Source organism: Shewanella sp. HL-SH8 (assembly GCF_051165765.1).
Lineage (GTDB): Bacteria > Pseudomonadota > Gammaproteobacteria > Enterobacterales > Shewanellaceae > Shewanella > Shewanella glacialimarina.
Genome location: NZ_CP195039.1, coordinates 2,766,550 through 2,790,149, shown reverse-complemented (window position 1 = coordinate 2,790,149; position 23,600 = coordinate 2,766,550). Strand labels below are relative to the sequence as shown.

At 40.5% G+C, this 23,600-nt stretch carries 23 protein-coding genes and 2 pseudogenes; 7 read left to right on the top strand and 18 right to left on the bottom strand.

Annotation, left to right across the window (positions count from 1 at the left end):
• Positions 1 to 24: 24 nt before the first annotated feature.
• Positions 25 to 483, bottom strand: a complete 459-nt coding sequence (locus tag ACRWQN_RS12330) for an NUDIX hydrolase (RefSeq protein WP_434938025.1) — start codon at positions 481 to 483, stop codon at positions 25 to 27.
• A 67-nt stretch (positions 484 to 550) separates the two neighbouring features.
• A pseudogene (locus tag ACRWQN_RS12325) lies at positions 551 to 1,253 on the bottom strand (rRNA large subunit pseudouridine synthase E).
• A 585-nt stretch (positions 1,254 to 1,838) separates the two neighbouring features.
• Here ACRWQN_RS12325 and ACRWQN_RS12320 point away from each other — a divergent pair.
• On the top strand, positions 1,839 to 4,064 hold the full coding sequence (locus tag ACRWQN_RS12320) for an NADP-dependent isocitrate dehydrogenase (protein ID WP_434938023.1): 2,226 nt from the start codon (positions 1,839 to 1,841) through the stop codon (positions 4,062 to 4,064).
• A gap of 126 nt (positions 4,065 to 4,190) precedes the next feature.
• Here the strand turns inward: ACRWQN_RS12320 and cspD are convergent, their stop codons facing one another.
• Positions 4,191 to 4,397, bottom strand: coding sequence for a cold shock domain-containing protein CspD (gene cspD, locus ACRWQN_RS12315; RefSeq protein ID WP_226415349.1), 207 nt, complete (start codon positions 4,395 to 4,397; stop codon positions 4,191 to 4,193).
• Positions 4,398 to 4,592: 195 nt separating this feature from the next.
• On the opposite strand from cspD, the gene clpS reads away from it, so the two are divergent.
• Together clpS and clpA are read left to right on the top strand one after the other, a co-directional pair.
• Entirely contained in the window at positions 4,593 to 4,901 is a 309-nt protein-coding gene (gene clpS / locus ACRWQN_RS12310; RefSeq protein WP_434938021.1) for an ATP-dependent Clp protease adapter ClpS, read from the top strand.
• A 59-nt stretch (positions 4,902 to 4,960) separates the two neighbouring features.
• Positions 4,961 to 7,219, top strand: a complete 2,259-nt coding sequence (gene clpA, locus ACRWQN_RS12305; RefSeq protein ID WP_434938019.1) for an ATP-dependent Clp protease ATP-binding subunit ClpA — start codon at positions 4,961 to 4,963, stop codon at positions 7,217 to 7,219.
• A gap of 202 nt (positions 7,220 to 7,421) precedes the next feature.
• Here the strand turns inward: clpA and infA are convergent, their stop codons facing one another.
• From infA to aat, 3 genes are all read right to left on the bottom strand, one after another.
• A complete protein-coding gene (gene infA / locus ACRWQN_RS12300) occupies positions 7,422 to 7,640 on the bottom strand; it encodes a translation initiation factor IF-1 (protein WP_011496276.1) in 219 nt (72 codons plus the stop codon).
• 77 nt (positions 7,641 to 7,717) lie between these two features.
• On the bottom strand, positions 7,718 to 8,437 hold the full coding sequence (locus tag ACRWQN_RS12295; protein ID WP_434938017.1) for an arginyltransferase: 720 nt from the start codon (positions 8,435 to 8,437) through the stop codon (positions 7,718 to 7,720).
• A complete protein-coding gene (gene aat / locus ACRWQN_RS12290) occupies positions 8,427 to 9,134 on the bottom strand; it encodes a leucyl/phenylalanyl-tRNA--protein transferase (RefSeq protein ID WP_434938015.1) in 708 nt (235 codons plus the stop codon). Before aat ends, ACRWQN_RS12295 begins: the two co-directional genes overlap by 11 nt.
• Before the next feature lie 54 nt (positions 9,135 to 9,188).
• On the opposite strand from aat, the gene ACRWQN_RS12285 reads away from it, so the two are divergent.
• Positions 9,189 to 9,677, top strand: a complete 489-nt coding sequence (locus ACRWQN_RS12285) for a glycine zipper 2TM domain-containing protein (protein WP_434938013.1) — start codon at positions 9,189 to 9,191, stop codon at positions 9,675 to 9,677.
• 87 nt (positions 9,678 to 9,764) lie between these two features.
• Here ACRWQN_RS12285 and ACRWQN_RS12280 read toward each other — a convergent pair whose 3' ends face one another.
• Together ACRWQN_RS12280 and ACRWQN_RS12275 are read right to left on the bottom strand one after the other, a co-directional pair.
• On the bottom strand, positions 9,765 to 10,142 hold the full coding sequence (locus ACRWQN_RS12280; protein WP_434938011.1) for a hypothetical protein: 378 nt from the start codon (positions 10,140 to 10,142) through the stop codon (positions 9,765 to 9,767).
• 120 nt (positions 10,143 to 10,262) lie between these two features.
• Positions 10,263 to 10,445 carry a hypothetical protein gene (locus ACRWQN_RS12275; protein WP_434938009.1) on the bottom strand — a complete coding sequence of 61 codons (183 nt, stop codon included), beginning with the start codon at positions 10,443 to 10,445 and terminating at the stop codon, positions 10,263 to 10,265.
• Between the two features lie 174 nt (positions 10,446 to 10,619).
• On the opposite strand from ACRWQN_RS12275, the gene ACRWQN_RS12270 reads away from it, so the two are divergent.
• Positions 10,620 to 11,372: a Nif3-like dinuclear metal center hexameric protein gene (locus ACRWQN_RS12270; protein WP_434940652.1), complete on the top strand. Its 753-nt coding sequence runs from the start codon at positions 10,620 to 10,622 to the stop codon at positions 11,370 to 11,372.
• Positions 11,373 to 11,497: 125 nt separating this feature from the next.
• Here the strand turns inward: ACRWQN_RS12270 and ACRWQN_RS12265 are convergent, their stop codons facing one another.
• From ACRWQN_RS12265 to ACRWQN_RS12240, 6 genes are all read right to left on the bottom strand, one after another.
• Positions 11,498 to 11,818 (bottom strand): YdbL family protein, encoded by a 321-nt coding sequence (locus ACRWQN_RS12265; RefSeq protein ID WP_434926380.1) that lies wholly within the window; start codon positions 11,816 to 11,818, stop codon positions 11,498 to 11,500.
• Between the two features lie 12 nt (positions 11,819 to 11,830).
• Entirely contained in the window at positions 11,831 to 11,989 is a 159-nt protein-coding gene (locus tag ACRWQN_RS12260) for a YnbE family lipoprotein (RefSeq protein WP_226415897.1), read from the bottom strand.
• 43 nt (positions 11,990 to 12,032) lie between these two features.
• The gene (locus ACRWQN_RS12255; protein WP_434938007.1) at positions 12,033 to 15,188 is read right to left on the bottom strand and encodes a YdbH domain-containing protein; all 3,156 of its coding nucleotides are present in this window, start codon (positions 15,186 to 15,188) and stop codon (positions 12,033 to 12,035) included.
• A gap of 93 nt (positions 15,189 to 15,281) precedes the next feature.
• Positions 15,282 to 16,127 (bottom strand): D-hexose-6-phosphate mutarotase, encoded by an 846-nt coding sequence (locus ACRWQN_RS12250; RefSeq protein ID WP_434938005.1) that lies wholly within the window; start codon positions 16,125 to 16,127, stop codon positions 15,282 to 15,284.
• A gap of 95 nt (positions 16,128 to 16,222) precedes the next feature.
• Positions 16,223 to 16,825 (bottom strand): DUF938 domain-containing protein, encoded by a 603-nt coding sequence (locus ACRWQN_RS12245; protein ID WP_434938003.1) that lies wholly within the window; start codon positions 16,823 to 16,825, stop codon positions 16,223 to 16,225.
• Complete coding sequence (locus ACRWQN_RS12240; protein ID WP_226415377.1) at positions 16,822 to 17,484, bottom strand: response regulator transcription factor; 663 nt, start codon at positions 17,482 to 17,484, stop codon at positions 16,822 to 16,824. Before ACRWQN_RS12240 ends, ACRWQN_RS12245 begins: the two co-directional genes overlap by 4 nt.
• Before the next feature lie 384 nt (positions 17,485 to 17,868).
• On the opposite strand from ACRWQN_RS12240, the gene katG reads away from it, so the two are divergent.
• Together katG and ACRWQN_RS12230 are read left to right on the top strand one after the other, a co-directional pair.
• Positions 17,869 to 20,025 carry a catalase/peroxidase HPI gene (gene katG / locus ACRWQN_RS12235; RefSeq protein WP_434938001.1) on the top strand — a complete coding sequence of 719 codons (2,157 nt, stop codon included), beginning with the start codon at positions 17,869 to 17,871 and terminating at the stop codon, positions 20,023 to 20,025.
• A 230-nt stretch (positions 20,026 to 20,255) separates the two neighbouring features.
• Positions 20,256 to 20,609 (top strand): YkgJ family cysteine cluster protein, encoded by a 354-nt coding sequence (locus ACRWQN_RS12230; protein WP_434937999.1) that lies wholly within the window; start codon positions 20,256 to 20,258, stop codon positions 20,607 to 20,609.
• Positions 20,610 to 20,733: 124 nt separating this feature from the next.
• Here ACRWQN_RS12230 and ACRWQN_RS12225 read toward each other — a convergent pair whose 3' ends face one another.
• From ACRWQN_RS12225 to kdnB, 4 genes and pseudogenes are all read right to left on the bottom strand, one after another.
• The gene (locus ACRWQN_RS12225) at positions 20,734 to 21,132 is read right to left on the bottom strand and encodes an acyl-CoA thioesterase (RefSeq protein WP_434926374.1); all 399 of its coding nucleotides are present in this window, start codon (positions 21,130 to 21,132) and stop codon (positions 20,734 to 20,736) included.
• A 260-nt stretch (positions 21,133 to 21,392) separates the two neighbouring features.
• A complete protein-coding gene (locus ACRWQN_RS12220) occupies positions 21,393 to 21,650 on the bottom strand; it encodes a DUF2897 family protein (RefSeq protein WP_434926373.1) in 258 nt (85 codons plus the stop codon).
• 20 nt (positions 21,651 to 21,670) lie between these two features.
• Positions 21,671 to 22,409: pseudogene (kdsB, locus tag ACRWQN_RS12215) on the bottom strand (8-amino-3,8-dideoxy-manno-octulosonate cytidylyltransferase KdsB).
• Between the two features lie 71 nt (positions 22,410 to 22,480).
• Positions 22,481 to 23,551 (bottom strand): 3-deoxy-alpha-D-manno-octulosonate 8-oxidase KdnB, encoded by a 1,071-nt coding sequence (kdnB, locus tag ACRWQN_RS12210; protein WP_434931737.1) that lies wholly within the window; start codon positions 23,549 to 23,551, stop codon positions 22,481 to 22,483.
• Positions 23,552 to 23,600 lie beyond the last annotated feature (49 nt).

Here is a 23,600-nt window from a genome sequence, read left to right as displayed (position 1 = left end):
TTGTGTGTTTCATGTATACCGCGTTCAAAAGTAGTCTGCATTCAGCACATCTAGCGGGTAATGTTGGCCTTGTTGGTCTAAAAAATCATCGATAGATTTAAGCACTAATGGGCTGCGCATTTGCGTCGATTTTGAACTTATTTCATCGCGTGTAAACCAGTGGGTAGCAGTAATTGCGCTGTCTTGTGGAATAGCAGTGACCTGCACAGGTAGCTCGACACAAAAACTAAACCTAACAAATGCGACATCATTGGCGGCGGTAAATTGATAAATGCCGACTAACCCAGATGGGGTGATATTAAGGCCTGTTTCTTCCAGTACTTCACGTTTGCAGGCGGCTATAATGGTCTCGTTAGCTTCTAGATGCCCAGCAGGCTGGTTATAACGTATTTGTCCATCAATCCATTCTTCAACCAATAAAAACTTACCGCTACAATGAATGACAGTAGCCACGGTGGTGTTAGGTTTATATCGCTGGCTCATAAATTTCTCTTAAATTGATCACGACTGTAATAACAATAAGCCTAGTTTATACGCCGCTTTATTGCCGTTATGTACTGCTTGCTGGCAGTACCGAAAATTCACCACTTTGAAGATCATCCAAACACCATTGACCTATTTTATAACGGATTAATCTAAGTGTAGGGTAACCGACATGTGCCGTCATACGCCTTACCTGGCGATTTTTTCCTTCGCATATTTGAATTTCTAACCAGCTGGTCGGGATAGCTTTGCGTTCTCTTACTGGAGGTGTGCGTGGCCAAACATCAGGTGTTGGCATTAAACGTACCTTGGCAGGTAAGGTCTTACCGTCTTTTAATTCAACGCCTAATTGAAGCGCGGTTATCGCATCTTGGGTAGGCTCGCCTTCAACTTGTACCCAATAGGTTTTAAATGTTTTCTGGTTTGGCTGGGTAATTTTTGCCTGTAATTGGCCATCATTAGTGAGTAGTAATAATCCTTCACTGTCTCTATCTAAGCGTCCCGCGGCATAAACATCGGCTATGGGGATAAAATCTTTTAAGGTCTGCCTGCCCGCTTCGTCGGGTAAACTGGCAAAGCACATCAAAGGGTTTATTAAACAACAAAATGACTGGGTTTGACGGCCTTGGCTTTACTTTACCCGAGTGAGGTGAAGTAGGAGATGGTTTTTTATATGTTTGTTTTTTTTCAGCAAAAAAATTTGAAGCAGATTTAGATGCTTTACTGTTAAACGGTTTTTTAGTCGATTTTTTATTTGCGGGAAGCGCCATAATGGGAACTGAAAGCCTTTGTGTGTTTATGCAATTGTCTCAATTTAGCCAAAGTAAAGTCGGCTATTGAAAACCAAGGGTTAACTTAAGTTTAATCAGCATTAAAACAGTAAAATAAAATGAACAGCAACAAGTTTACTGCTTATTCGCCATAAGTGGAATTTGAATATTATTCAGAATGCTCTATGATGTTGGCCTGAAAATTGTGATCTGCACCTAATTTTTTTAAAAAATGGGTTTACTGTACCAGTGACAATTGATCTTTCGATATGATTTTTGACGATGAAAGCTCAACGGTTGCTGTGAAGCAAGTAACTGATTTTTCATTGCTTGGTATCTAAAGCAATGCAGCAAGTACTAATAATAATAAAAAATGGGATTGGGGATTTCACCAGCGTTGGAACAAATAACACAGGTTAGCGATGCACATTTAATGGGTACTCACTAATAAGGTGTATTGGCTCAACTTCATTTCATCAATGTATACAGATTATGCTTGCATGATGACATAAGCGTGAAATCGACTTTATATCCGCACCAAAATATTCTAATAAATTATTAATTTACAATAATGTAGGAAAAACCATGAAAGATAACTCTCCAACGATTATTTATACTGAAACCGATGAAGCACCAGCATTAGCGACACTTTCTCTGTTACCTATTATTCGTACCTTTACTAATGCCGCAGGCGTTAAAGTTGAAACACGTGACATTTCCTTATCTGGTCGTGTGCTTGCTAACTTCCCTGAAAATTTAACAGCAGATCAGAAAATTGCTGATGCATTAACGGAGTTAGGTCAATTAGCTAACCAGCCTGAAGCTAACATCATTAAATTACCTAACGTCAGCGCGTCAGTGCCACAGTTAAAAGCGTGTATTGCTGAGCTTCAAGCTAAAGGCTATGACATTCCAAACTATCCGGATGAGCCAAAAACTGACGCTGAGAAAGAAACTCAGTCACGTTATGACAAAATTAAAGGCAGTGCAGTAAACCCTGTATTACGTGAAGGCAATTCAGATCGTCGTGCGCCAACGTCTGTAAAAAATTACGCCAAGAAAAACCCACATTCAATGGGTAAATGGGCGAGTGATTCTAAGTCACACGTTGCTCATATGAACGAAGGCGATTTTTATGGCAGCGAATTATCAGTGACGTTAACGGCTGCTGACAAAGTCAGTATCGTTTTAGCGAAAGCCGATGGCAGCGAGCAAGTATTAAAATCAGGTTTAGCGTTATTAGCTCACGAAGTGATTGATACTGCCGTAATGAGTAAGAAAGCATTAATTGAATTCTATACCCATGAAATTGAAGCTGCTAAATCAGAAGATATTTTATTATCGCTTCACTTGAAAGCAACGATGATGAAAGTATCTGATCCGATTTTATTTGGTCACGCCGTTAAAGTGTTCTTTAAAGCGGTATTTGATAAACACAGTGCCTTGTTTGCTGAGTTAGGCGTTGATGTTAATAATGGTTTTGGCGATGTATATGCCAAAATTAAATCTTTACCAGACGCACAGCGTGCTGAAGTTGAAGCAGATATTGCTGCAGTTTATGCCGCACGTCCAGCACTTGCTATGGTTGATTCAGATAAAGGTATCACCAACTTACACGTGCCAAGTGACATCATTATAGATGCTTCTATGCCTGCTGCTATTCGTTCATCAGGCCAAATGTGGGGCCCTGATGGTCAATTAAAAGACACTAAAGCAATGATCCCAGATCGCTGCTATGCCGGTGTTTATCAAGAGACTATCGCATTCTGTAAAGCCAACGGTGCATTCAACCCAACAACAATGGGTAGTGTACCTAACGTCGGTTTGATGGCGCAAAAAGCAGAAGAATATGGCAGCCACGACAAAACATTTGAAATCACAGCCGCTGGTACTGTAAAAGTTATCAATCAAGCGGGTGATGTTATTATGAGTCACGCGGTTGAAGCGGGTGATATTTACCGCATGTGCCAAGTGAAAGATGCACCAATTCGTGACTGGGTGAAGTTAGCGGTTAAGCGTTCACGTTTAAGCAATACTCCAGCGGTATTTTGGTTAGACAGCAACCGTGCTCACGATGCTGAGATCATCAAAAAAGTGAATACCTATTTAGCTGACAGTGACACTGCAGGGTTAGATATCCGCATCATGTCACCGGTAGATGCTACGCGTTTCACATTAGATCGCATCATTAAAGGTGAAGATACTATTTCTGTTACCGGTAACGTATTACGTGACTACCTAACAGATTTGTTCCCAATTCTTGAATTAGGCACAAGTGCTAAAATGCTATCTATCGTGCCATTAATGAACGGCGGTGGATTGTTTGAAACCGGTGCAGGTGGTTCAGCGCCTAAGCATGTTCAACAAGTTGAGAAAGAAAACCACTTACGTTGGGATTCTTTAGGTGAGTTCTTAGCACTTGCAGCTTCACTTGAGCACCTAAGTCAAACAACAGGTAATACAGAAGCTCAAGTTCTTGCAGATGCACTAGACGTGGCTATCGGTCAATTTCTTGATTGTAACAAGTCTCCATCACGCAGAGTGGGTGAGTTAGACAACCGTGGCTCGCATTTCTACTTAGCAATGTATTGGGCACAAGCTGTTGCTGCACAGACAACTGATAAGGTATTAGCGGCTAAGTTTACTCAACTAGCAGCTGACTTATCATCAAATGAAGCAATTATTGTTGCTGAGCTAAATGAAGCCCAAGGCCCATCAGTTGATTTAGGCGGATATTACCGTTTAGATGCGGCTAAAGCTGAGCAAGCCATGCGCCCAAGCAAAACACTAAACAGTTTGATTTTGGCATAAGCTGATATTTAAACTAAAAAAACGCGCCTAAATTGGGCGCGTTTTTGTTTGTGATAAAGCTATTTACTAAAAATAAAAAAGACAGGGATTAAAATCCCTGTCTTTTTGCTTTATAGTTCCATCCAACTAATTAGTTGGTGAAATGGCTGAAGCATGCATCCCTTTTGGGCCTGCTTCTATCTCAAAAGAAACTGGTTGACCCGCTTTAAGCGTACGGTAACCTTCCATTTCTATAGTTGAATAATGCGCAAATACATCTTCGCCACCCTGATCTGGGCAAATAAACCCGAATCCTTTGGCGTTGTTGAACCATTTAACAGTTCCGCTTGCCATACTTCCACTTCCTTCTTTTGTCTACTTACCAGTAAGATAGTAAAACTTATTATTCAGCGGTCTTTAAACGCCGCCTGACAAACAGAATGAAATTTGTACGAAAAGAAGTCAAGCAGAAATTAACAAAAAGACAACATTAAATTAATTTATTATTATCATGTGGTCGGTATTGAAATGAGAGGCTAGTATTAAAGCATGGCTAAAATAGGCAGCATTGAAAAAGTTGAAGAAAAAGTTGAATCAGACATACAAAGGCCCAACCTATACAAGGTAGTCCTAAATAATGATGATTACACACCAATGGATTTTGTGGTTGAAGTGTTACAACGTTTCTTTGATAAGAACGAACAGCAAGCAGTAGACATTATGCTAGCTATTCATCACCAAGGAAAAGGACTCTGTGGTGTTTTTTCATTCGGCATTGCTGAAACTAAAGTGTTACAAGTAAATCAGTGTGCAAGAGAAAACCAACATCCGTTACTGTGTAGTTTAGAGAAAGAATAGTGTAGCTTAAGACATAATAATCTTACTCTGCAGTTTGTGGTTAATTTGAGGGGGTGCTTATGCTGAACAAAGACTTAGAAGTCACCTTGAACCTAGCGTTTCAGCAAGCTAGAGATTCGCGTCATGAGTACATGACGGTAGAACATTTATTATTAGCGCTATTAGACAACCCCGCAGCTTATGAGGCGTTGATTGCTTGTGGGGCCGACATTAATAAACTTCGTGAAGAAGTGCATAATTTTATTCAACAAACCACGCCAATTATTGCAGATAGTGCAGATGAAAAAGAAACCCAACCAACATTGGGTTTTCAGCGTGTTTTGCAACGAGCAGTATTTCATGTTCAATCATCTGGGCGTAATGAAGTCACCGGAGCCAATGTTTTGGTTGCCATTTTCAGTGAGCAAGAGTCACAGGCGGTGTATTTATTACGTCGTTGCGAAATTACTCGTCTTGATGTGGTCAATTACATTTCCCACGGTTTTTCAAAAGATGAAGAAAAAGCCGATGATGGCGGCAGTGAACACACAGATGAGCAATCAGAATCGTCTGAAGATCGCAGCATGTTGTCGCAATTCGCAGCCAACCTGAATCAATTATCAATTGATGGGGTGATTGACCCATTAATTGGCCGTGATGCGGAAGTTGAGCGCGCGGTACAAACCTTATGTCGTCGTCGCAAAAACAATCCCTTGTTAGTGGGCGAGGCTGGTGTCGGCAAAACTGCCATTGCCGAAGGATTAGCGTACCGTATTGTTAATAAGCAAGTGCCTGAGGTGATGGCGAATGCTACGGTTTACTCATTAGACATGGGTTCATTATTAGCAGGCACCAAATACCGTGGTGACTTTGAGAAACGCTTTAAAAGCTTACTGAAAGAGTTAGCCGCAGATGAGCATGCTATTTTGTTTATCGATGAAATTCATACCATTATTGGCGCTGGTGCCGCTTCTGGCGGCGTGATGGATGCCTCTAATTTGCTTAAACCATTATTATCCAGTGGTAAATTACGTTGCATGGGCTCAACCACATTCCAGGAATATCAAAGTATTTTTGAAAAAGACCGGGCATTGGCGCGTCGCTTCCAGAAAATTGATGTCAATGAGCCTTCAGTTGCTGAAACCACTAAAATTTTAATGGGGTTAAAGTCGAAATACGAAGAATATCATGGCGTACGTTACACCCAAGCTGCAATTAGCAGCGCGGCTATTTTATCAGCCAAACACATTAATGATCGTCACTTACCAGACAAAGCCATTGACGTGATTGATGAAGCGGGCGCACGTATGGTGATGATGCCTGCAAGTAAACGCAAGAAAACCATTGGCCAAGCTGAAATCGAAGCCATTATCGCTAAACTTGCCCGTATTCCTGAAAAGTCGGTGTCCTCGTCTGACAAGGACTTACTTAAAAACCTTGAACGTAACCTTAAGATGGTGGTCTTTGGCCAAGATAAGGCCATTGAGAGCTTATCAGCGGCTATCCGTCTCTCTCGCAGCGGTTTAGGTAGCGATAAAAAGCCGGTTGGTAGTTTCTTATTTGCAGGCCCTACAGGGGTGGGCAAGACGGAAGTGACCAATCAATTAGCCGCTGCGTTAAGCTTAAAGCTAATTCGTTTTGACATGTCAGAGTACATGGAACGCCACGCGGTCTCACGCTTGATAGGCGCACCTCCAGGCTATGTCGGTTATGATCAAGGTGGTCAATTGACCGATGCGGTGATTAAAAACCCACATTGTGTTGTGCTTTTAGATGAAATTGAAAAAGCGCATCCTGAAGTATATAACTTGTTACTACAGGTTATGGATCACGGTACCTTAACCGATAACAATGGCCGTAAAGCTGATTTTCGCAATGTCACATTAGTGATGACAACCAACGCGGGTGTGCAAGAAACCATTCGTAAATCGATTGGCTTTCAACAGCAAGATCATACCCAAGATGCGCTTGCTGAAATCAATAAAGTGTTCACACCGGAGTTTCGTAACCGTTTAGATTCGATTGTGTGGTTTAACCATTTAGACTTAACCGTGATTGCCAAAGTGGTCGACAAGTTCTTAGTTGAACTTCAAGCTCAGTTAGATGATAAACGTGTCACCTTAGAGGTCAGTGATGAAGCCCGTACCTTGCTTGCTGAGAAAGGTTACGACAAAGACATGGGAGCGCGTCCAATGAGCCGTGTGGTCACTGAATTGATTAAACGCCCATTAGCGGATGAAATCCTATTCGGTAAGCTTGAAGCCGGTGGCATAGCGCATATCGACGTTAAAGACGGTGAGATTTATATCGAGTGTGAAACACCTGAAAAAGTGTCTTAATATATCATTATAAAGCCATAAAAAAAGATGGCCACGGCCATCTTTTTTTATGGCTTTATAATGATACGAGCTTGCTGAGTTGGTTTTTGTGAAGTAAAAATTGCACCAGAATACCAATCAGCTTTATGCCTACATTATCGTGACAGTGACTATAAAAAAACCGACACTAGAGTCGGTTTTTTTCATACGAAAACTATAATCATTAACGTGCGCGGAAGACGATACGTCCTTTAGATAAATCATAAGGAGTCAACTGAACAGTGACTTTATCACCCGTTAAAATACGGATGTAGTTTTTGCGCATTTTGCCAGAAATGTGGGCTATCACCACATGTCCATTTTCAAGCTCTACGCGGAACATTGTGTTGGGCAAGGTCTCAAGGATAGTCCCTTGCATTTCAATGTTGTCTTCTTTCGCCATTAATAAATTATCCCATTAGCCTTCAAATATGAAAATCGGGCGTATCATGCCGCAAAAACGCCTTGCTGTAAAGGCCGTTAACAAGATAACGGCTTAACTTGCTCTTCATTTTGCCAACCGTCAGCAGTTAATATTTGGTAAGGGCGATATTGGCGCTTATAAGACATTTTACGATTTTCATCGATTTGATAACCCAAATAGATGAAGTGTTTACCTAGGGATTTTGCCAGCTGGCACTGGATTAAAATCATCAAAGAACCTAATGAATTTTTTTCATAGTCTGGATCAAAGTAACTGTAAATTGCCGATAAGCTGTGGGCAAGATTATCTGTGACAGCGACACCAATCAATTTATCTTGATGGTAGAGTTCTATAAAGGTTGATGGTAGCCAATCACACAATAAAAAATCATCAAATTGAGATTGTGAAGGTGGGTACATCGGGCCGCCGTGATGACGTGCACTTATGTAACGGTCATATAATGCATAATGAGCAGCCGTGCTGCTTTCAACCACTTTCCAATGCAGGTGTTGATTTTTTTTCAAGGTGCGTTTTTGACGTTTTGACAACATAAATGTTTGCACGGGCACACGGATAGACTGGCATGCCTGGCAAGCAGGACAACGCGGTTTATAAATCGCATTCCCATTACGTCTAAAGCCCATCGCGAGTAATTGTTCAAACAATTGCCCATCAAGATGAGACTCTTGAATAACCAGTAGTTGCTCTTGATTACCAACGATATAGCTGCAATCAAAAGGTTTACTAATTCCTACTGTGACAGATTTAGAATTCAAATTTTACCTCTTGTTTGAGCCATATATTAGGTGAAACATCTAGTTCTCTATTTTGTCTTAAAGTCGTCAAAAATGAGGTTCTATTAACTGTCTCTGCGCCTAAATTAATCAAGTGTGGGTTAACTAATTGAGCGTCAATAAGCGCAAAATCATGCTTTGCCAAATGTTGATTTAACATGGTAAATGCTGCTTTTGAGGCATTGGTTTGCCGATGAAACATCGATTCACCGCAAAACACCTTACCTATTGGAATACCATATAGGCCACCAATTAGCCGATCTTCGTCCCATACTTCAAACGAATGGGCGAACCCTTGTAAGTGTAACTCGTAATAAGCCATTTGAATTTCTGGGGTGATCCAGGTGCCATTTTGATCGGCTCGAGGCTGAGCGCATTCTGCCATCACATCCAAAAAAGCATGATTGATGGTGTATCGCCAAGGTACTTTCTTTAGATACTTTTTTAAACTTTTACTGCCAAAATTCATTTTGGGAGTAAATACTGCTCTTGGATTAGGTGACCACCATAATATTGGGTCGTTTACGTTAAACCAGGGGAAAATACCATGATAATACGCCTCCAATAATCTTGCTGGAGATAAATCACCCCCTACAGCTAATAAGCCGTTAGGTTCAGATAAGGCCTGTTCTGGTGGGGGAAAATTAATTAACTCATTTAAATAAGACAGTGATTTCACAATTGATTATAGTTAGCATATAGGCCTTACTTATTAAGTTAACGGAAAAAGCGTATGTTGAACATCTCAGCGAGTAAATTATCTGGTTTTTTACTGTTAATATTTCTGTTCGGCAGCGTAAATTCGCCAGTATTGGCAGCTTACGACAGAAACCAAGCAGTACCCGTTGAAAAAGTACTCTATGGTTATGTTGAATCGGTTAAAAACATTACCGAGAAACAACTGGTCGCCGATAAAAACCAAGGATGGCGAACCTTTGGCGGTGCGCTTATTGGCGGGGTTATTGGTCATCAATTTGGTGGTGGATCCGGACAAGATGTTGCCACAGTACTTGGGGCACTATTAGGTGGTGGAATTGCGAACCAATATGGTAGTCAAGAATATTATCTTGAGTACAAATTAGTTGAAATGATGATTAAACAAGAAGACGGTACTCAAGTGATGATCATTCAAGACTTAGATCCTGGAATGGTGTTTAAAGCCGGAGATGAAGTCAGAGTGGTTTACTTACAGGGTTATGTTCGAGTTGATGTGGCGATGTAACTTTAGCAATGTAATCTATTTAAACATATCACGTTTAGAAATAACAAAGGCGCATAAAGCGCCTTTATTGTTGGAATTTAAATCAATTTAAAAACCACGCGGTAAGGTATTTTTACCTTTGGTATTTTCAAGTTTTGCACGCCATAGCTCTTTTGGGCTTAAGCCTGAACCTTCACTCGCTTGAGCTGATTTAACTGTCGTAGAAGAGGTTTTTTTAGCGGCAGCTGGTTTTGCTTTTGTCACGGTGGCTTTTTTAGCTGCGGGTTTTGTTGCCACCTTCGTGACGCTTTGTGAACCACTATCCATTTCTGCTAGCATTGATTCTAGCTCACTAAAACGAACTGATTTTCCGCCATCAATTTTATACCAACTTCCAGATTGTTCGATGTTAACTGCAGTACCTGACTGTTTTTCTAATGCAGCCTGCAATGAGCTAATAACGTCTTCCTTTGATAATGTTGTCATAATTTAACCTATTTTTAGCTAACTTACTTTTTGGTTTGAGCTAATTTTATAGGTTAAATGACACAAAAGTCCAATTTAGGGTATTTTTTATGTTAAACAGTATTTGTTATTGTTGGTACTTTAGGTGTTGTTTTGTCTGTTTGAAGCACGACTTTTAACAATGATAAGTCCCCAAAACAACACCTCGAATAATATTCCTAAACCTATAAAAGCGGCAATGCCAGATGAAAATCCCATTACATAACAGGCTAACGTAGCCAAAATGCAGAGCATTAATATCCAAAATCGTGATAAATGTTTCATGTACCGTCCCTGACACCATTGAAAAATATTAATTCATCTTAGTCTTAAGCATTAAGGTACTCAAATGAATCATTTTTCATGCTTTTTACAGGGTGTCACTTGATTAGCAGATACTGTAAAATAATATGATTAACCCAGCATCAATAATGGATTACTACCATGAGTCATAACGAAATAGATCGTCATTCTTTGTCAACTTACTTAAATGAGTTTTTGAATGTCGCAAAATTTAAAGATTATGCGCCAAACGGATTACAAGTGCAGGGTAAAAGCGCTATTCGCACAATTGTGACTGGGGTGACAGCCTGCCAACCGTTAATAGAACAAGCCATTGCTTTGAACGCCGATGCTATTTTGGTTCACCATGGCTTTTTTTGGAAAAATGAGCCTGAAGTATTAACGGGAATGAAATACAAACGCATTAAAGCACTCATGGATAATAACATTAACTTATTTGGCTATCATCTTCCGCTAGATGCTCATCATGGTGTTGGTAATAATGTGCAACTTGCACAGCAACTAGGTATTTTAAATCCAACTGTTTATGAAGATGTTCCGCAAGATTTATTATGGCATGGCCATTTAATGCAAACCATGAGTGCCAGCGAGTTCAATGCGCACATAAGTCAGGTGTTGAAAAGACCAGCGCTACATATTGGCGATAGCAGTAAACCTATTAATACCCTTGCCTGGTGTACTGGTGGGGCGCAAGACTATATTGATTATGCCGTTAAGATGGGTGTAGATGCATTTATCAGTGGTGAGGTGTCAGAGCGAACTTACCACAGTGCAATGGAGCAAAATATTCATTATTTTGCAGCAGGCCACCACGCAACTGAGCGTTATGGTATTCAGGCTTTAGGTCAGCATTTAGCGGATAAGTTTGGCTTAACTCATCATTTTGTCGATGTGGTTAATCCGGTTTGATTTAGGATGTTTCAAGCAAAAGCCCAGAAGTTTCTGGGCTTTTTTATTGAACAATTTGATCCGTTAATTTGATTCGGTAGTTAAATTAAAATTATCTCAGTGGTTAAAACAAAGTATTTGTGTCTTTACTTGGTTTGCCATATGCCTTTTTTATCCTGATAGATATGGCCTGTATTAGCCGCTTCAATGGCTTTTTCTGCGGCGAGTTTTGCTACGCTGGCAGTACTGAGGCCATTCTTTTGAGCTATACGTTGATAATGTTGTAAACGCTTAGCATTAATATCAGTGACTAATGCCTCAACCTCGGCAGAGCTTGTTATTACCGCCAGGTAACCGTTAATTTGTTCACCCACAAGTGCATTATTTTTAGCATCCTGTAACGTCATCGCCGATGCATTGAAACTGAGCAGTAAGCTAACTAATAGGGCGGGTAAGGTATATTTCATATTAAATTCCTATTAAAATAGCTGCTCGTTTTCTAATAAATTATCGAGTTCTTTATCCACTTTTATTCTAATATCATGCTCAATTTTAACGTTTAAATTGATCACAATAGGCTTATCTGATGGCTCAATTCTAACCGTGGGCGTACAGGCTGAAACTAAGCTGATTAACATCAAAGTTGAAGCAAACAGGGCGGCAAGTTTCACAGTGTCTTCCTTATTTAACGGACTTCTCTATATTCGATTGTAGCTGATTACCAATTTGGGTGCTGCGGTACAATTGAATCAAATTTTCTTCATGGGTGTAGTTAAGATGAATTGGCCGAGCAATATCCAGGCTTTTACCTTTAATGGCAACATTAATTTGTGCATCGCCATTAGAGCGCATTGCAAATTTACCCGATAACTGACGATAGTTTAAATGTTCTAAAGCACCGAAGACTAAGTTCAGATAAGGCTGCGATTGTTTTAATTGTTCAATGGCTTCATTATTATCCACTTTAATTAGGCCACCAGGTTGTCGTGCGGCTATATGTCCATCTGAGATAGTCAGTTCACCGTTGATAAATTCGGCGGGTAAAACGCCATCAAACAAGCCATCAGCATACACACCCACTTGCGGTTGCTGCTCAAGCAATTGTTCAAGGCTTAATCCTTGTAACAGTAAATAGCCATGGGATTTATCATGCAGTTTGAATACAAACTCTGGCACAAGAAATTGGCCCCCCAAAGCATCACCTCTAAGGGTCATTTTGATATCTGTTTCACTCAGTCCTGTTAGCTTTTGTAACCAATTATTCAGTGGCTTAGTAGGATCCATGTTGAGTTCAATATTAGCTTGTAAATTCAAATTGCTAAACAGTAATCCTGCACGGCCTTTTGCGATATTAATGTTGGTTTCAGGGCATGTTAGCTGACTTGTTGATATTGAATCTTCAATGTGTTGTTTCCAATTAAATTGGCATTGAGTATTGATCCAAGAGTCTGAAATATAATAGTCGATATAATCAAGGTTTAAATCGGTCAGCTGAGGTTGAATTAACATTTCAAAATATTGGATTCCATCCTGCTCTCTCATTGAATAGCTGCTCGCTACCTTAACCCGACCTGCGATGTTTAAACCTGGTGCAATAGGCTGATTTTTACCTATGGTAGGTAATGCTTGGCTAATATCGGTTTCTAGCAGCCATTGTCCTGCTAGCGATTGAGATTTAGGCTGAAAGAAGTGTTGGCTGGTGGCATTGATATTATCAAATTGCCATTGTTCTTGGCTTTGAATTAAGCCTTTATCTACAGATGTTTGCTGTTTTAAACTGACATGACCTAAATTAAGTAACGCCTGTTTTCGCTGTTTTGGGAGTGTCTGGCTGAGTTTGATATGATCTAATTGACTACTAATTTGATATTGACTGCTTTGCGCAAGGAATTGATCAATAAGGCTGTTAGTTGTGTTTACTTGCAATGTAAAATGAGTTGATGGCAGCCAATCAAATTGAGCACTCTTAGCAGAAAATGATTGCTTTTTACCCATGGAATCGATTGCTACAGCGTTAACTTTTTGCAGTTCAAGTTTTAATGGGGCTAACGTTAGCTGAGTATAACCTGTTGTCGATTCAAGTTTACTTTGTTGGTGAAATTGAATACTCATTTCTGTACTAGTAAAGCTTTGTGAGCTCGTTTGGGCGATGGTCGATTCTGATGCTGAGTTATTTTTATTCACATATAACTGAGACATTAAAATTTGGCTTGAAGGCATAATAATGAGCTTATCAGTAAAGTCTTTATTTAGCGTATGTTGTTCACTGTTATTATGCCTGTTTAATAAACGTTCAAATTCTGCTTCAAAGGTTACGCGTGCTTTAGATAAGGCGAATTCATTAAAGGGTAATGTTAGCGCTAAGGGTGACTCGGTTAATGGCGTAAATAGCTTTACCATATCAACTGCTTGAGTGATGTCTAATTCAACAGAAGGGGCGATATGGATTTCGCCTAAATCATTGACCTGAACATCAGTTAGGCGAAAGGTGTTGTCGATAATACCGCCTGAGACACTGGCAATAATTTCAGGTGTGAAAAAACTCACTGGCACTACAGTGCTAGTATTATCATTTGAATGTTCATTTGTTTCTAATGCCGCTAAAGGTAACCACAATAAACTTGGTTTAGGCACTGATACCAATAAACCAATCTGGCTAGTGGCGTCGCGCGAGTCAACTTTTAGACCGTCAATAAACGCATTAAGCTGAGACGCGATATTATCCGCAAACAACTGTTTAAGAAGTTGACTAAGCTGAAGTTGATTAACACTGATTTGTTGTTCAAATGGCGCTATATCGATTTTGGCTGCAAAAATATTTTGCGCACCTTGGTTTATACCTGCAGGAACAGGTTGTTGTTTAACATCCACTTCTATTTTAAAGTCATCAGGTACATTAAATGCTAAGTGCTCAAATTTTTGTGACTCAACTTTGAGTGCGCTGAAATGATTAACCGAATAAATTTCATTATTGGTTAAGTTAATTTGGGTATCGGCATGCCAATTACCATCAATATCAATTTGATATTGATTAAGAGGGGCTAAAACAGTGGCTAATTGTTGTTGGATTCCAACAATCATGCCGTATGTTTCCTGCTCACTTCTCTTAGCTTTAAGCGAAGTAATAGCGGCCGTGAGATAGTCTGATAATGCATTTAATCCAAGCTGACTTTGTTTGAGATTCAATTTGGTGGACAAGTGCAATTGTGTTGGCATTATTTGCGCATTAACGTTAAATAATTCATTGTCATCGAATCGCCACAGGGTAGATAAAGCGCCTTGTGGGTTGAGAGTAAATGTATCCATTTTTAAACTGTGGGGAAAATGAGTCATAACACCATTAGCCGTGGTTAATTCAGGTCCGGCAGCGGGCAAAGCGGGTAAGCGAATTATCGTTTCACCTAAATCAATGTCGGGGATGTGGTTAAATACTAATTGCCATACTGCACTGGACTCGGTTTGTTGCTGAGTTTGACGCTTAAAAAAGCTAGCGCCTAAATCAACATAAACGCTTTTACTACTCAACTTAACAATGTCACTGGGATCGAGTTGTTGTTTTTTTGCTATGGCAAGGGTATCTGTTAGGGTGAGTTCAAAACCTTGTATGGAAATGTAACTGTCTTCTATTTGTAAGATAAGCCGAGGAATGCGCAGTTGATTTATCGATACTAACTGTGTGTCTAAGTTCAGTACTTGAATATCATAGGGTGATAACAGTTTGTTGAGCACCTTGACACTGATAGGGTGAATATTTTGGCTGACATACCAAGTTGCACCGATAATCATCAGCAGTAAAAGTAGTAATATTCGCTTAACGGTGAATATGCCTTTAATCATTAACACTTCAAGAAGTTAAATAAAAAGCCAGCGTATCAAACTCTGGCTTAAAAGTAATGTTATCTATTGTTGAATTAATGCAGAATTAACCGTTTAAACCCAGCGAATATGAGTTGTTAGGGTATGGATTTCGCCGGGAGATAAGGTCACCTTGTCATCTAATACATTGGCGGCTTCTAAACATACCATAGTGAGGTAGTCATCTGCTTTAAAACGAGAAAGGCGAGTCGACTTTTCTATCCACGGATTCCACAATACTGCCGATTGGCTGTTCTCTCGGCTAACTTCGATAATCCCAGTTGGCGTGTGTAAGTGCTGAACTGGCGATAAATCCGTGTACACTCGATCTGTTTCTTTATCAAAGTTCACTTTATCATTGGGTTGTTGATAAGGACCTTGACCAAATTCAATATACTTAGAACCGTCAAAACCTGTGGCTGACAGTTGATGAATATCATTAATAGGTAAATAGGTATGGAGTGCTTGGGTTAAACTGACAGGATAGTTAGCACTATTTTTATTAACGATACTGACGGATAAAGTATCACTTAGGGTAAATAGTACTTTAACTTCGGTATCATGTGGCCAATATTGGCGGTCTTGTTCTGTGAGCTTTAGGCTAAATATCAAATCCACTATTTCATCGTGCATATTGATAGAGTCAAGACTCCAAAGCCGAGTACGGGCAAAACCGTGTTGAGGAAATCCGTCATTGCCACTCATACCAAACCATGGCCAACAAACGGGTATACCGCCGCGGATCCCATTACCTACTTGATAATCGTCTGCTGCTGATACCCATAATAATGGTGCTTTGCCAGTCGGGATGAACTGGTCAATTTGTGCCCCTTGAAGAAAGATCCGTGCTTGGCATAAATCGGTACTGACCTCGACATAATCAAGACCATTTTGATGTTTTTTGGTGGTCACTGAACCCATAATACATTTCCTTGTGTTCAACTTCGTGGTGTTTTAAGGCTGTGTAGTAAGTTAACGTTTTTTATTCAAAAAAGTAAGTTATTCAACTGTGGAAATTATCGCTTGATAAAATGCAATAAACGGTTGTTGGCAGGCATACTAAAGTCGTCAATTAACATTAATTGCTGTGCTTTGGCTAATTCGAGTATCCATTCAATATCTCGTATTCCACTTGAGGGATCATTTTGTTTAAGCCACTGTTCAAAATTAGCATTACTGTCGCTGGTAAAATGGCCGTTATAGTTAAATGGCCCGTATATAAATACTTGGCTATTTACTTTAGTTACTTGCCCGACACCGACAAAAAAAGCTTCAACTAGCTTGCTACTCATAATGTGCAAGGTATTGGCAGTATAAATAGCATCAAATATTTGCTTAGGCCACTGCTGACTAACATCTAAAGCAATTGCTGCGGGTAAATTAATGATATTAGCCTGCGCAATACGGGCATTGATATGATTTAAGTTAACGACTTGGTCGCTGGCTTGCCAACAAATATGTGGTAATTGACGGGCAAAAAATACCGCATGTTGACCTGTGCCAGTTCCCACTTCCAATAAATGAAGTGGCTTAATTAACCGTGGCGCAATAATATCTAAAATGGGTTGTTTGTTGTTTTCACACGCTTGAGAAAAGGGTAAAAGCGCTAACTCAATCAAGATAAATTAACCTTATCCATAAGCAGTTGCTGCAACGCTATAACCGCTTGCGTGCGATTACGAACCCCGAGTTTACGAAAAATAGCCGTAGCATGTGCCTTAATGGTCGCTTCTGACACACCAAAGTCATAGGCAATCTGCTTATTTAATAATCCTTCGGCAAACATTTGTAATACTTTGTACTGCTGCGGGGTTAAATCAGATAAACGGCTGGCCATTTGGTCTGTCGGATCATCACTTACTGGTAAAATTTGGGTGCCAGCGGGCAACCAAATATCGCCATATAAAACGGCATTTAGGGCTTCTGCTAAGGTTTCCATTGATGACGATTTCGGGATAAAACCACTGCTACCATAATGTATAGCACGGCTAATGGTATTGATGTCTTCATGTGCGGAAATGACCACAACAGGAATATTAGGGTAATGACTGCGCAAATGGATAAGCGTCGAATACCCATGTGATCCCGGCATTTGTAAATCTAACAAAATAAGGTCAACAGGGACTTCGGTTGAGTCCATCAATTTTTGTAATGCTTCTGCGCTGTCAGCTTCAAACCATTGAGTGTTATTAAAAGCTAAGCTTAAAGCTTGTCGCAAGGCATTACGAAATAAGGGGTGGTCGTCGGCAATAATGATACTTAAATTTTCTAGCTTCATGGCTTTTATATTCGTTGTTGCGCTTGAAGATTAAATCAATGTAACAGAAAAGTTATCTGGTATTCCATTGCTTTGTGTCTAAATGAACCGACAACAGTGCAAAATTACAACAAAAGTAGACTTTGGTCTAATTAAATTGGCTATCTTAATCGGTTGAATGGTCTATAAATGGTGGTTGAGTGGAGAAATATTGAAATTCATAATGCATTAACTAAGCTTAATACTTGATAAAGGTTGGTTTTTTTGATCCTAACCCCATGTTATTAAGTATAAAGCTGCTAAGTTAGTGCGTGAGTTTAAGTAAGTGATTTAAAAAGAAGAGTTTCAATGTTACTGACGCAGCACAATTAAATGCCTTTTTAAGTAACTAATAGGAGACACACAATGTCAGCAGGTAAATGCCCAGTTATGCACGGTGGCGCGACACAGAGTGATATGTCACATATGGAGTGGTGGCCTAAAGCGCTAAATCTAGACATTCTTCATCAACACGACAACAAAACCAATCCGATGGGACTTGATTTCAATTATCAAGACGAAGTTAAAAAGCTCGATGTTGAGTCTCTCAAAAAAGATCTTCACGCACTCATGACTGACAGCCAATCATGGTGGCCAGCGGATTGGGGCCATTACGGTGGACTAATGATCCGTATGACTTGGCACGCTGCAGGAACATACCGAATTGCCGATGGTCGAGGCGGAGCCAGTACGGGAAATCAACGTTTTGCCCCAATAAATTCATGGCCAGACAACGGTAACTTGGATAAAGCACGCCGTCTACTTTGGCCGATCAAGAAAAAATACGGTAATAAGCTAAGTTGGGCCGATTTAATTGCCTATGCAGGCACCATAGCTTATGAATCTATGGGATTGAAAACATTTGGTTTTGCCTTTGGTCGTCAAGACGTTTGGCATCCAGAGAAAGATATCTACTGGGGCGCTGAAAAAGAGTGGTTAGCACCTTCTGATAACGCGAATAGCCGATACTCAGGAGACCGTGAGTTAGCCAATCCGTTAGCCGCTGTGATGATGGGGCTTATTTATGTTAACCCTGAGGGCGTAGACGGCAACCCTGATCCACTTAAAACAGCTAAAGATGTACGTGAAACCTTTGCCCGCATGGCAATGAATGATGAAGAAACGGTAGCACTAACTGCTGGCGGTCATACTGTAGGTAAAGCCCATGGTAATGGCGATGCCTCATTATTAGGCGCTGAGCCTGAAGGTGCAGAGATTGAAGACCAAGGTTTTGGCTGGTTAAATAAAACCAAACGCGGCATAGGCCGTGATACTGTCACCAGCGGTATAGAAGGCGCATGGACAACTCATCCAACCCAATGGGACAACGGCTACTTTGACATGCTACTCAATTATGATTGGCAGCTTAAGAAAAGCCCCGCAGGCGCCTGGCAGTGGGAACCTGTAGACATAAAAGACGAGCACAAACCTGCTGACGTTGAAGATGCATCGATTAAATGTAATCCAATTATGACCGATGCCGATATGGCCATGAAAATGGATCCTGAGTATCGTAAAATCACCGAACGATTTGCCAAAGACCCTGCATATTTCTCTGATGTGTTTGCTAGAGCCTGGTTTAAATTAACCCACCGTGATTTAGGACCTAAAGCTCGCTACATTGGCCCTGATGTGCCAGAAGAGACCTTAATTTGGCAAGATCCTGTACCAGCAGGTAAAACTGACTACGATATTCAGGCGATTAAAGACAAGATTGCCGCCAGTAATTTAACAATCAGCGAAATGGTCGCCACAGCATGGGATAGTGCGCGAACCTTTAGGTCATCTGATCTTCGTGGTGGTGCTAATGGCGCTCGTATTTGTTTGGCGCCACAGAATCAATGGCTGGGTAATGAGCCTGCACGCTTATCTAAAGTGATAGCGGTATTGCAGCCAATAGCAAAACAAAGCGGTGCAAGCATGGCTGATGTCATTGTTCTGGCTGGTAATGTCGGTATTGAAAAGGCGGCTAAGCTTGCAGGTAGTGATGTATCAGTACCATTCACGCCAGGTCGGGGTGATGCTACAGCTGAAATGACCGATACTGAGTCATTTGATGTGCTAGAGCCCATTCATGATGCTTATCGTAACTGGCTTAAAAACGATTATGCCGTGAGCGCGGAAGAGTTAATGCTAGACCGTACTCAATTGATGGGGCTAAACGCCCACGAAATGACAGTATTAGTTGGCGGCATGCGGGTACTTGGTACTAACCACGATAATACCAAACACGGGGTATTTACTGAGCAAGAGGGCGCGTTAACTAACGACTTCTTCGTCAATTTGACCGATATGAATTATTCCTGGAAACCAGCAGGCAAAAATCTGTATCAAATATGTGAGCGAGATAGCGGCAAAGTTAAATGGACTGCAACGCGGGTTGATTTGGTATTCGGCTCTAACTCGATTCTTCGAGGTTATGCAGAAGTGTATGCTCAAGATGACAACAAACAAAAGTTTGTTGACGACTTTATCGCCGCGTGGTCTAAAGTCATGAATGCAGACCGTTTTGATATAGCGTAAACATAAATAGCTGCTTAGATTGCAAATCTAAAGGCAATATTTGAATGTAAACCATTGTGTTGCGCATTAAGGTGCGCGGTACAGTGGTTTTTTTATATACTGTTTACGGTCAATGAATCATTTAACCTCACACTTGATCATCAGCTTGAAGCTCACCAGAACCAAGATCAACTTCTAATGTGGTATGTATGCCACTATAATAACGACAAATTATAGAATATTAGGCCGTTATGAATAATAACCGAGAGATAGTTGACCATTTACGCGATCGTATTCCGGCGTTTGAATGTAAACCAGGTTGCCACGATTGCTGCGGGCCAGTTACCACCTCCTCAGAAGAAATGTCACGTTTACCAGTGAAATCAGATGCTGAGCATGACGCGGCATTAAATGAGTTTAACTGCGTACATTTAGGGCCAAATGGTTGTACGGTTTACGATGAAAGACCATTAATATGCCGGTTATTTGGTACTACACCTAATATGCCATGCCCAAATAGCTGCCGCCCCCAAGAGATGATTGATATTAAAGTTGAAAATCAAATTCATCATTTCATCAAAAATACCCGCCAGGTATTAGTGTAAATGTGATGTGGTTGGAAAATAGCTGACGTTAACTTGACCGACATCCTTGTGGTCATTGATACAGTTGATGTTTCTATTATTGGAGTGCTATGTGCTATGTGCTATGTGCTATGTGCTATGTGCGTTAGCTTAATGGCCAAACCTTGGTAGGATTGCGTTGTTCATCCACAGCAACAAAAGTAAATACACCTCTAATCGCATGTTCGCGATGGTCGTCATACATATTTTCGACGAAAATATTCACTTCAACTTTAAGCGAGGTATTACCCACATGAATAACCCTAGCGACTAATTCGGCTAAACTGCCTGCTGGAATGGCTTTTTTAAAATCAATTCTGTCGGAGCTAACAGTAACTAAAGACTTTCTGCAAAAACGGGTCGCAGCAATGAAAGCGGTTTCGTCCATCCATGCTAATGCATCTCCACCAAATAAAGTGTTGTGATGATTGGTGTTAGACGGAAAAATAGCTTTAATGACGCGAGCTTCAGACTGGTCAATGCGGGCGTGCATTTCGTCTGACATTAGGTTTGCTGTAGGTGAATTTGTCGTCGTTGTTGTACATGATTTATGGGTTGTGTTTGAGCTGGTATCAGTGGCGGTAAGGGGCATATTACTCCTAAGGATTATGCGAAACTAAGGTTGAATACTGAATTTTTAGAGGGTATTAACCTAATTTAAAAACAATTACTCAAAATCATTTAAGGCTTCATTTCATTAAAATGAGAAGCCTTAAATGTGAGTAACAACATTGGTTTTAAAGATTTAACAACAGCCAGTGAGCATTAATCTGCTTTTGTTGATGGGTTATCTTTTTTGCTTGTATCAGTACTATTTATACCAGCATTAGCGCCTGTATTGTCATTCTGATGTTCATCGGCATTTTTATCTGCGCTTTCACCTGGAGCAATGCTTTTATCTTTGTGATCACCTAAATGTGGCATTTTAAATTTAGCGCTGTACTTTAATACGGCTAAATTACTGGCAATAACACCCACCACTAAACCAATGATAATCCACACTTCAAAACCTGATAAATCCATACTGATGCTCCAAGGTTTAGTTAATCAACCGCTAAGCGTAATTCACATTTACGAATATCATCAGGGGTATCGACTTCTGGTGAATCGAATGCGCTAATCGCGATTTTTATTTTATAGCCATATTCTAATGCACGCAGTTGCTCTAATTTTTCTAGGTCTTCTAACTTACCTAGTGGTAATTGGGCAAAGGCATTAACAAAACGAGCGGGTGTAAGCATAAACACCTAAGTGTTTGTAGACAGGGTAGTCGTTAGTGTCACGGCCAAACGGAATGCGTGCGCGTGAGAAATACAGTGCGTTGAAGTCATTATCGAACACCATTTTTACGTGCATTGGGTCGTCTAATTCTTTCTTATCGGTGATTTCAAACCCTAAGGTCGCCATTTCAAATTCACCAGGATGGCGTTCAAATAAGCTAATGATTTGTTCAATCGAAATAGGGTCGATTAAGGGTTGATCGCCCTGTAGGTTAATCACTAAATCATCATCGGCTAAGCCTAGCTGGCTGATAGCATCATTAATACGATCGGTACCCGATGCGGCATCAGCGCTAGTCATAACCACTTTACCACCAAAACCTTCAACAGCATCTTTAATGCGAACATCATCAGTGGCAACGTAAATATTGTCTAATCCTCTGGCTAATGAGGCACGTTCGTAAACGTGTTGGATCATCGGTTTACCATTAATCGGCGCTAATGGCTTTCCAGGAAAACGGCTTGAACCATAACGAGCTGGAATTAATAGAGTAACATTCATCAATAAAAACCTATTTTAATGGTAAACAAAAGGGCTCATCTGAGCCCTTATGACAAAATGACTTAGACGTATTATATACGACGGAACAGCTTAGTCAGCATTTCATCGGTAACTTTTTCTTCCCAGCCTTTACCGTAAACATTGTCCCATAATGGGCCCATGCTCTTAGTGACTGCAACCATCTTAGCAATAGTCTCGTCTGGTAAGTCTTTACAGATGTTTTTCGGTAGAGTGATGTTGTGAATTTCCATCATTTTACGGAATTCTTTCACACCTTCTGGATAGAATTCTTCTAACACATCAAATGCTAAACAGTTGCCGATACCGTGATGGTAGCCTAATACATAGCCTAAACCGTAAGACACCGCATGACATGCACCCACCTGGCTATAAGCAATGCTCATTCCGCCCATGTAAGAGGCCATCATTAGCTTGTCATCTTTTTCTGGATGATCGTCTAGGTAAACTTGGCGACATAAATCCATCGATTTTTCAGCGAAGGCCTTAGCAAATTCGTTCAGGTAAGTACCTTGTAAAGACTCAACACAGTGGATAAAGCAATCCATACCAGTGTAGAACCATTGATCGGTTGGGACACCTGCAATTAACTCAGAATCCATAATGATTTGATCAAACACAGTGTAGTCAGAATTTAAGCCTAACTTACGCACTGGGCCGCAAAGTACCGCAGTACGTGATGCTTCAGCGCCGGTACCGGATACTGTAGGAATACCAATGTGGTGAATTGCAGGGTTTTTAATTAAATCCCAACCTTGGTATTCAGATGAGCTGCCTGGGTTAGTCAGCATAAGCGATACCGCTTTGGCTAAATCCATAGTAGAGCCGCCGCCTAAACCAACAACACTGACTGGTTGCTTAGTGTTAAAGGCTTTCACTTGTGCTGTTAATGCATCAACTTGTACCGTTGTAGGTTCGTCATCTACGTTAACGTAAATGACTAAGTCTTGGCTTTTGTTGGGAACTCGCCCTGCTAATGGTTTTTCTTGGTGTACGTCGTCAACCAGAAATACCACAAAATCATCGGCTTCTTTGCGCTCTTGCTCTAATACCACGTCCAATTGCACGAACGAACCACGGCCAAAAATCATTTTTGGTACACATTTAAAATTTTTAAAACTCATTACAACACTCTCCAGTTGAGATATTTACTGTAAAAAGTACTATCACCTC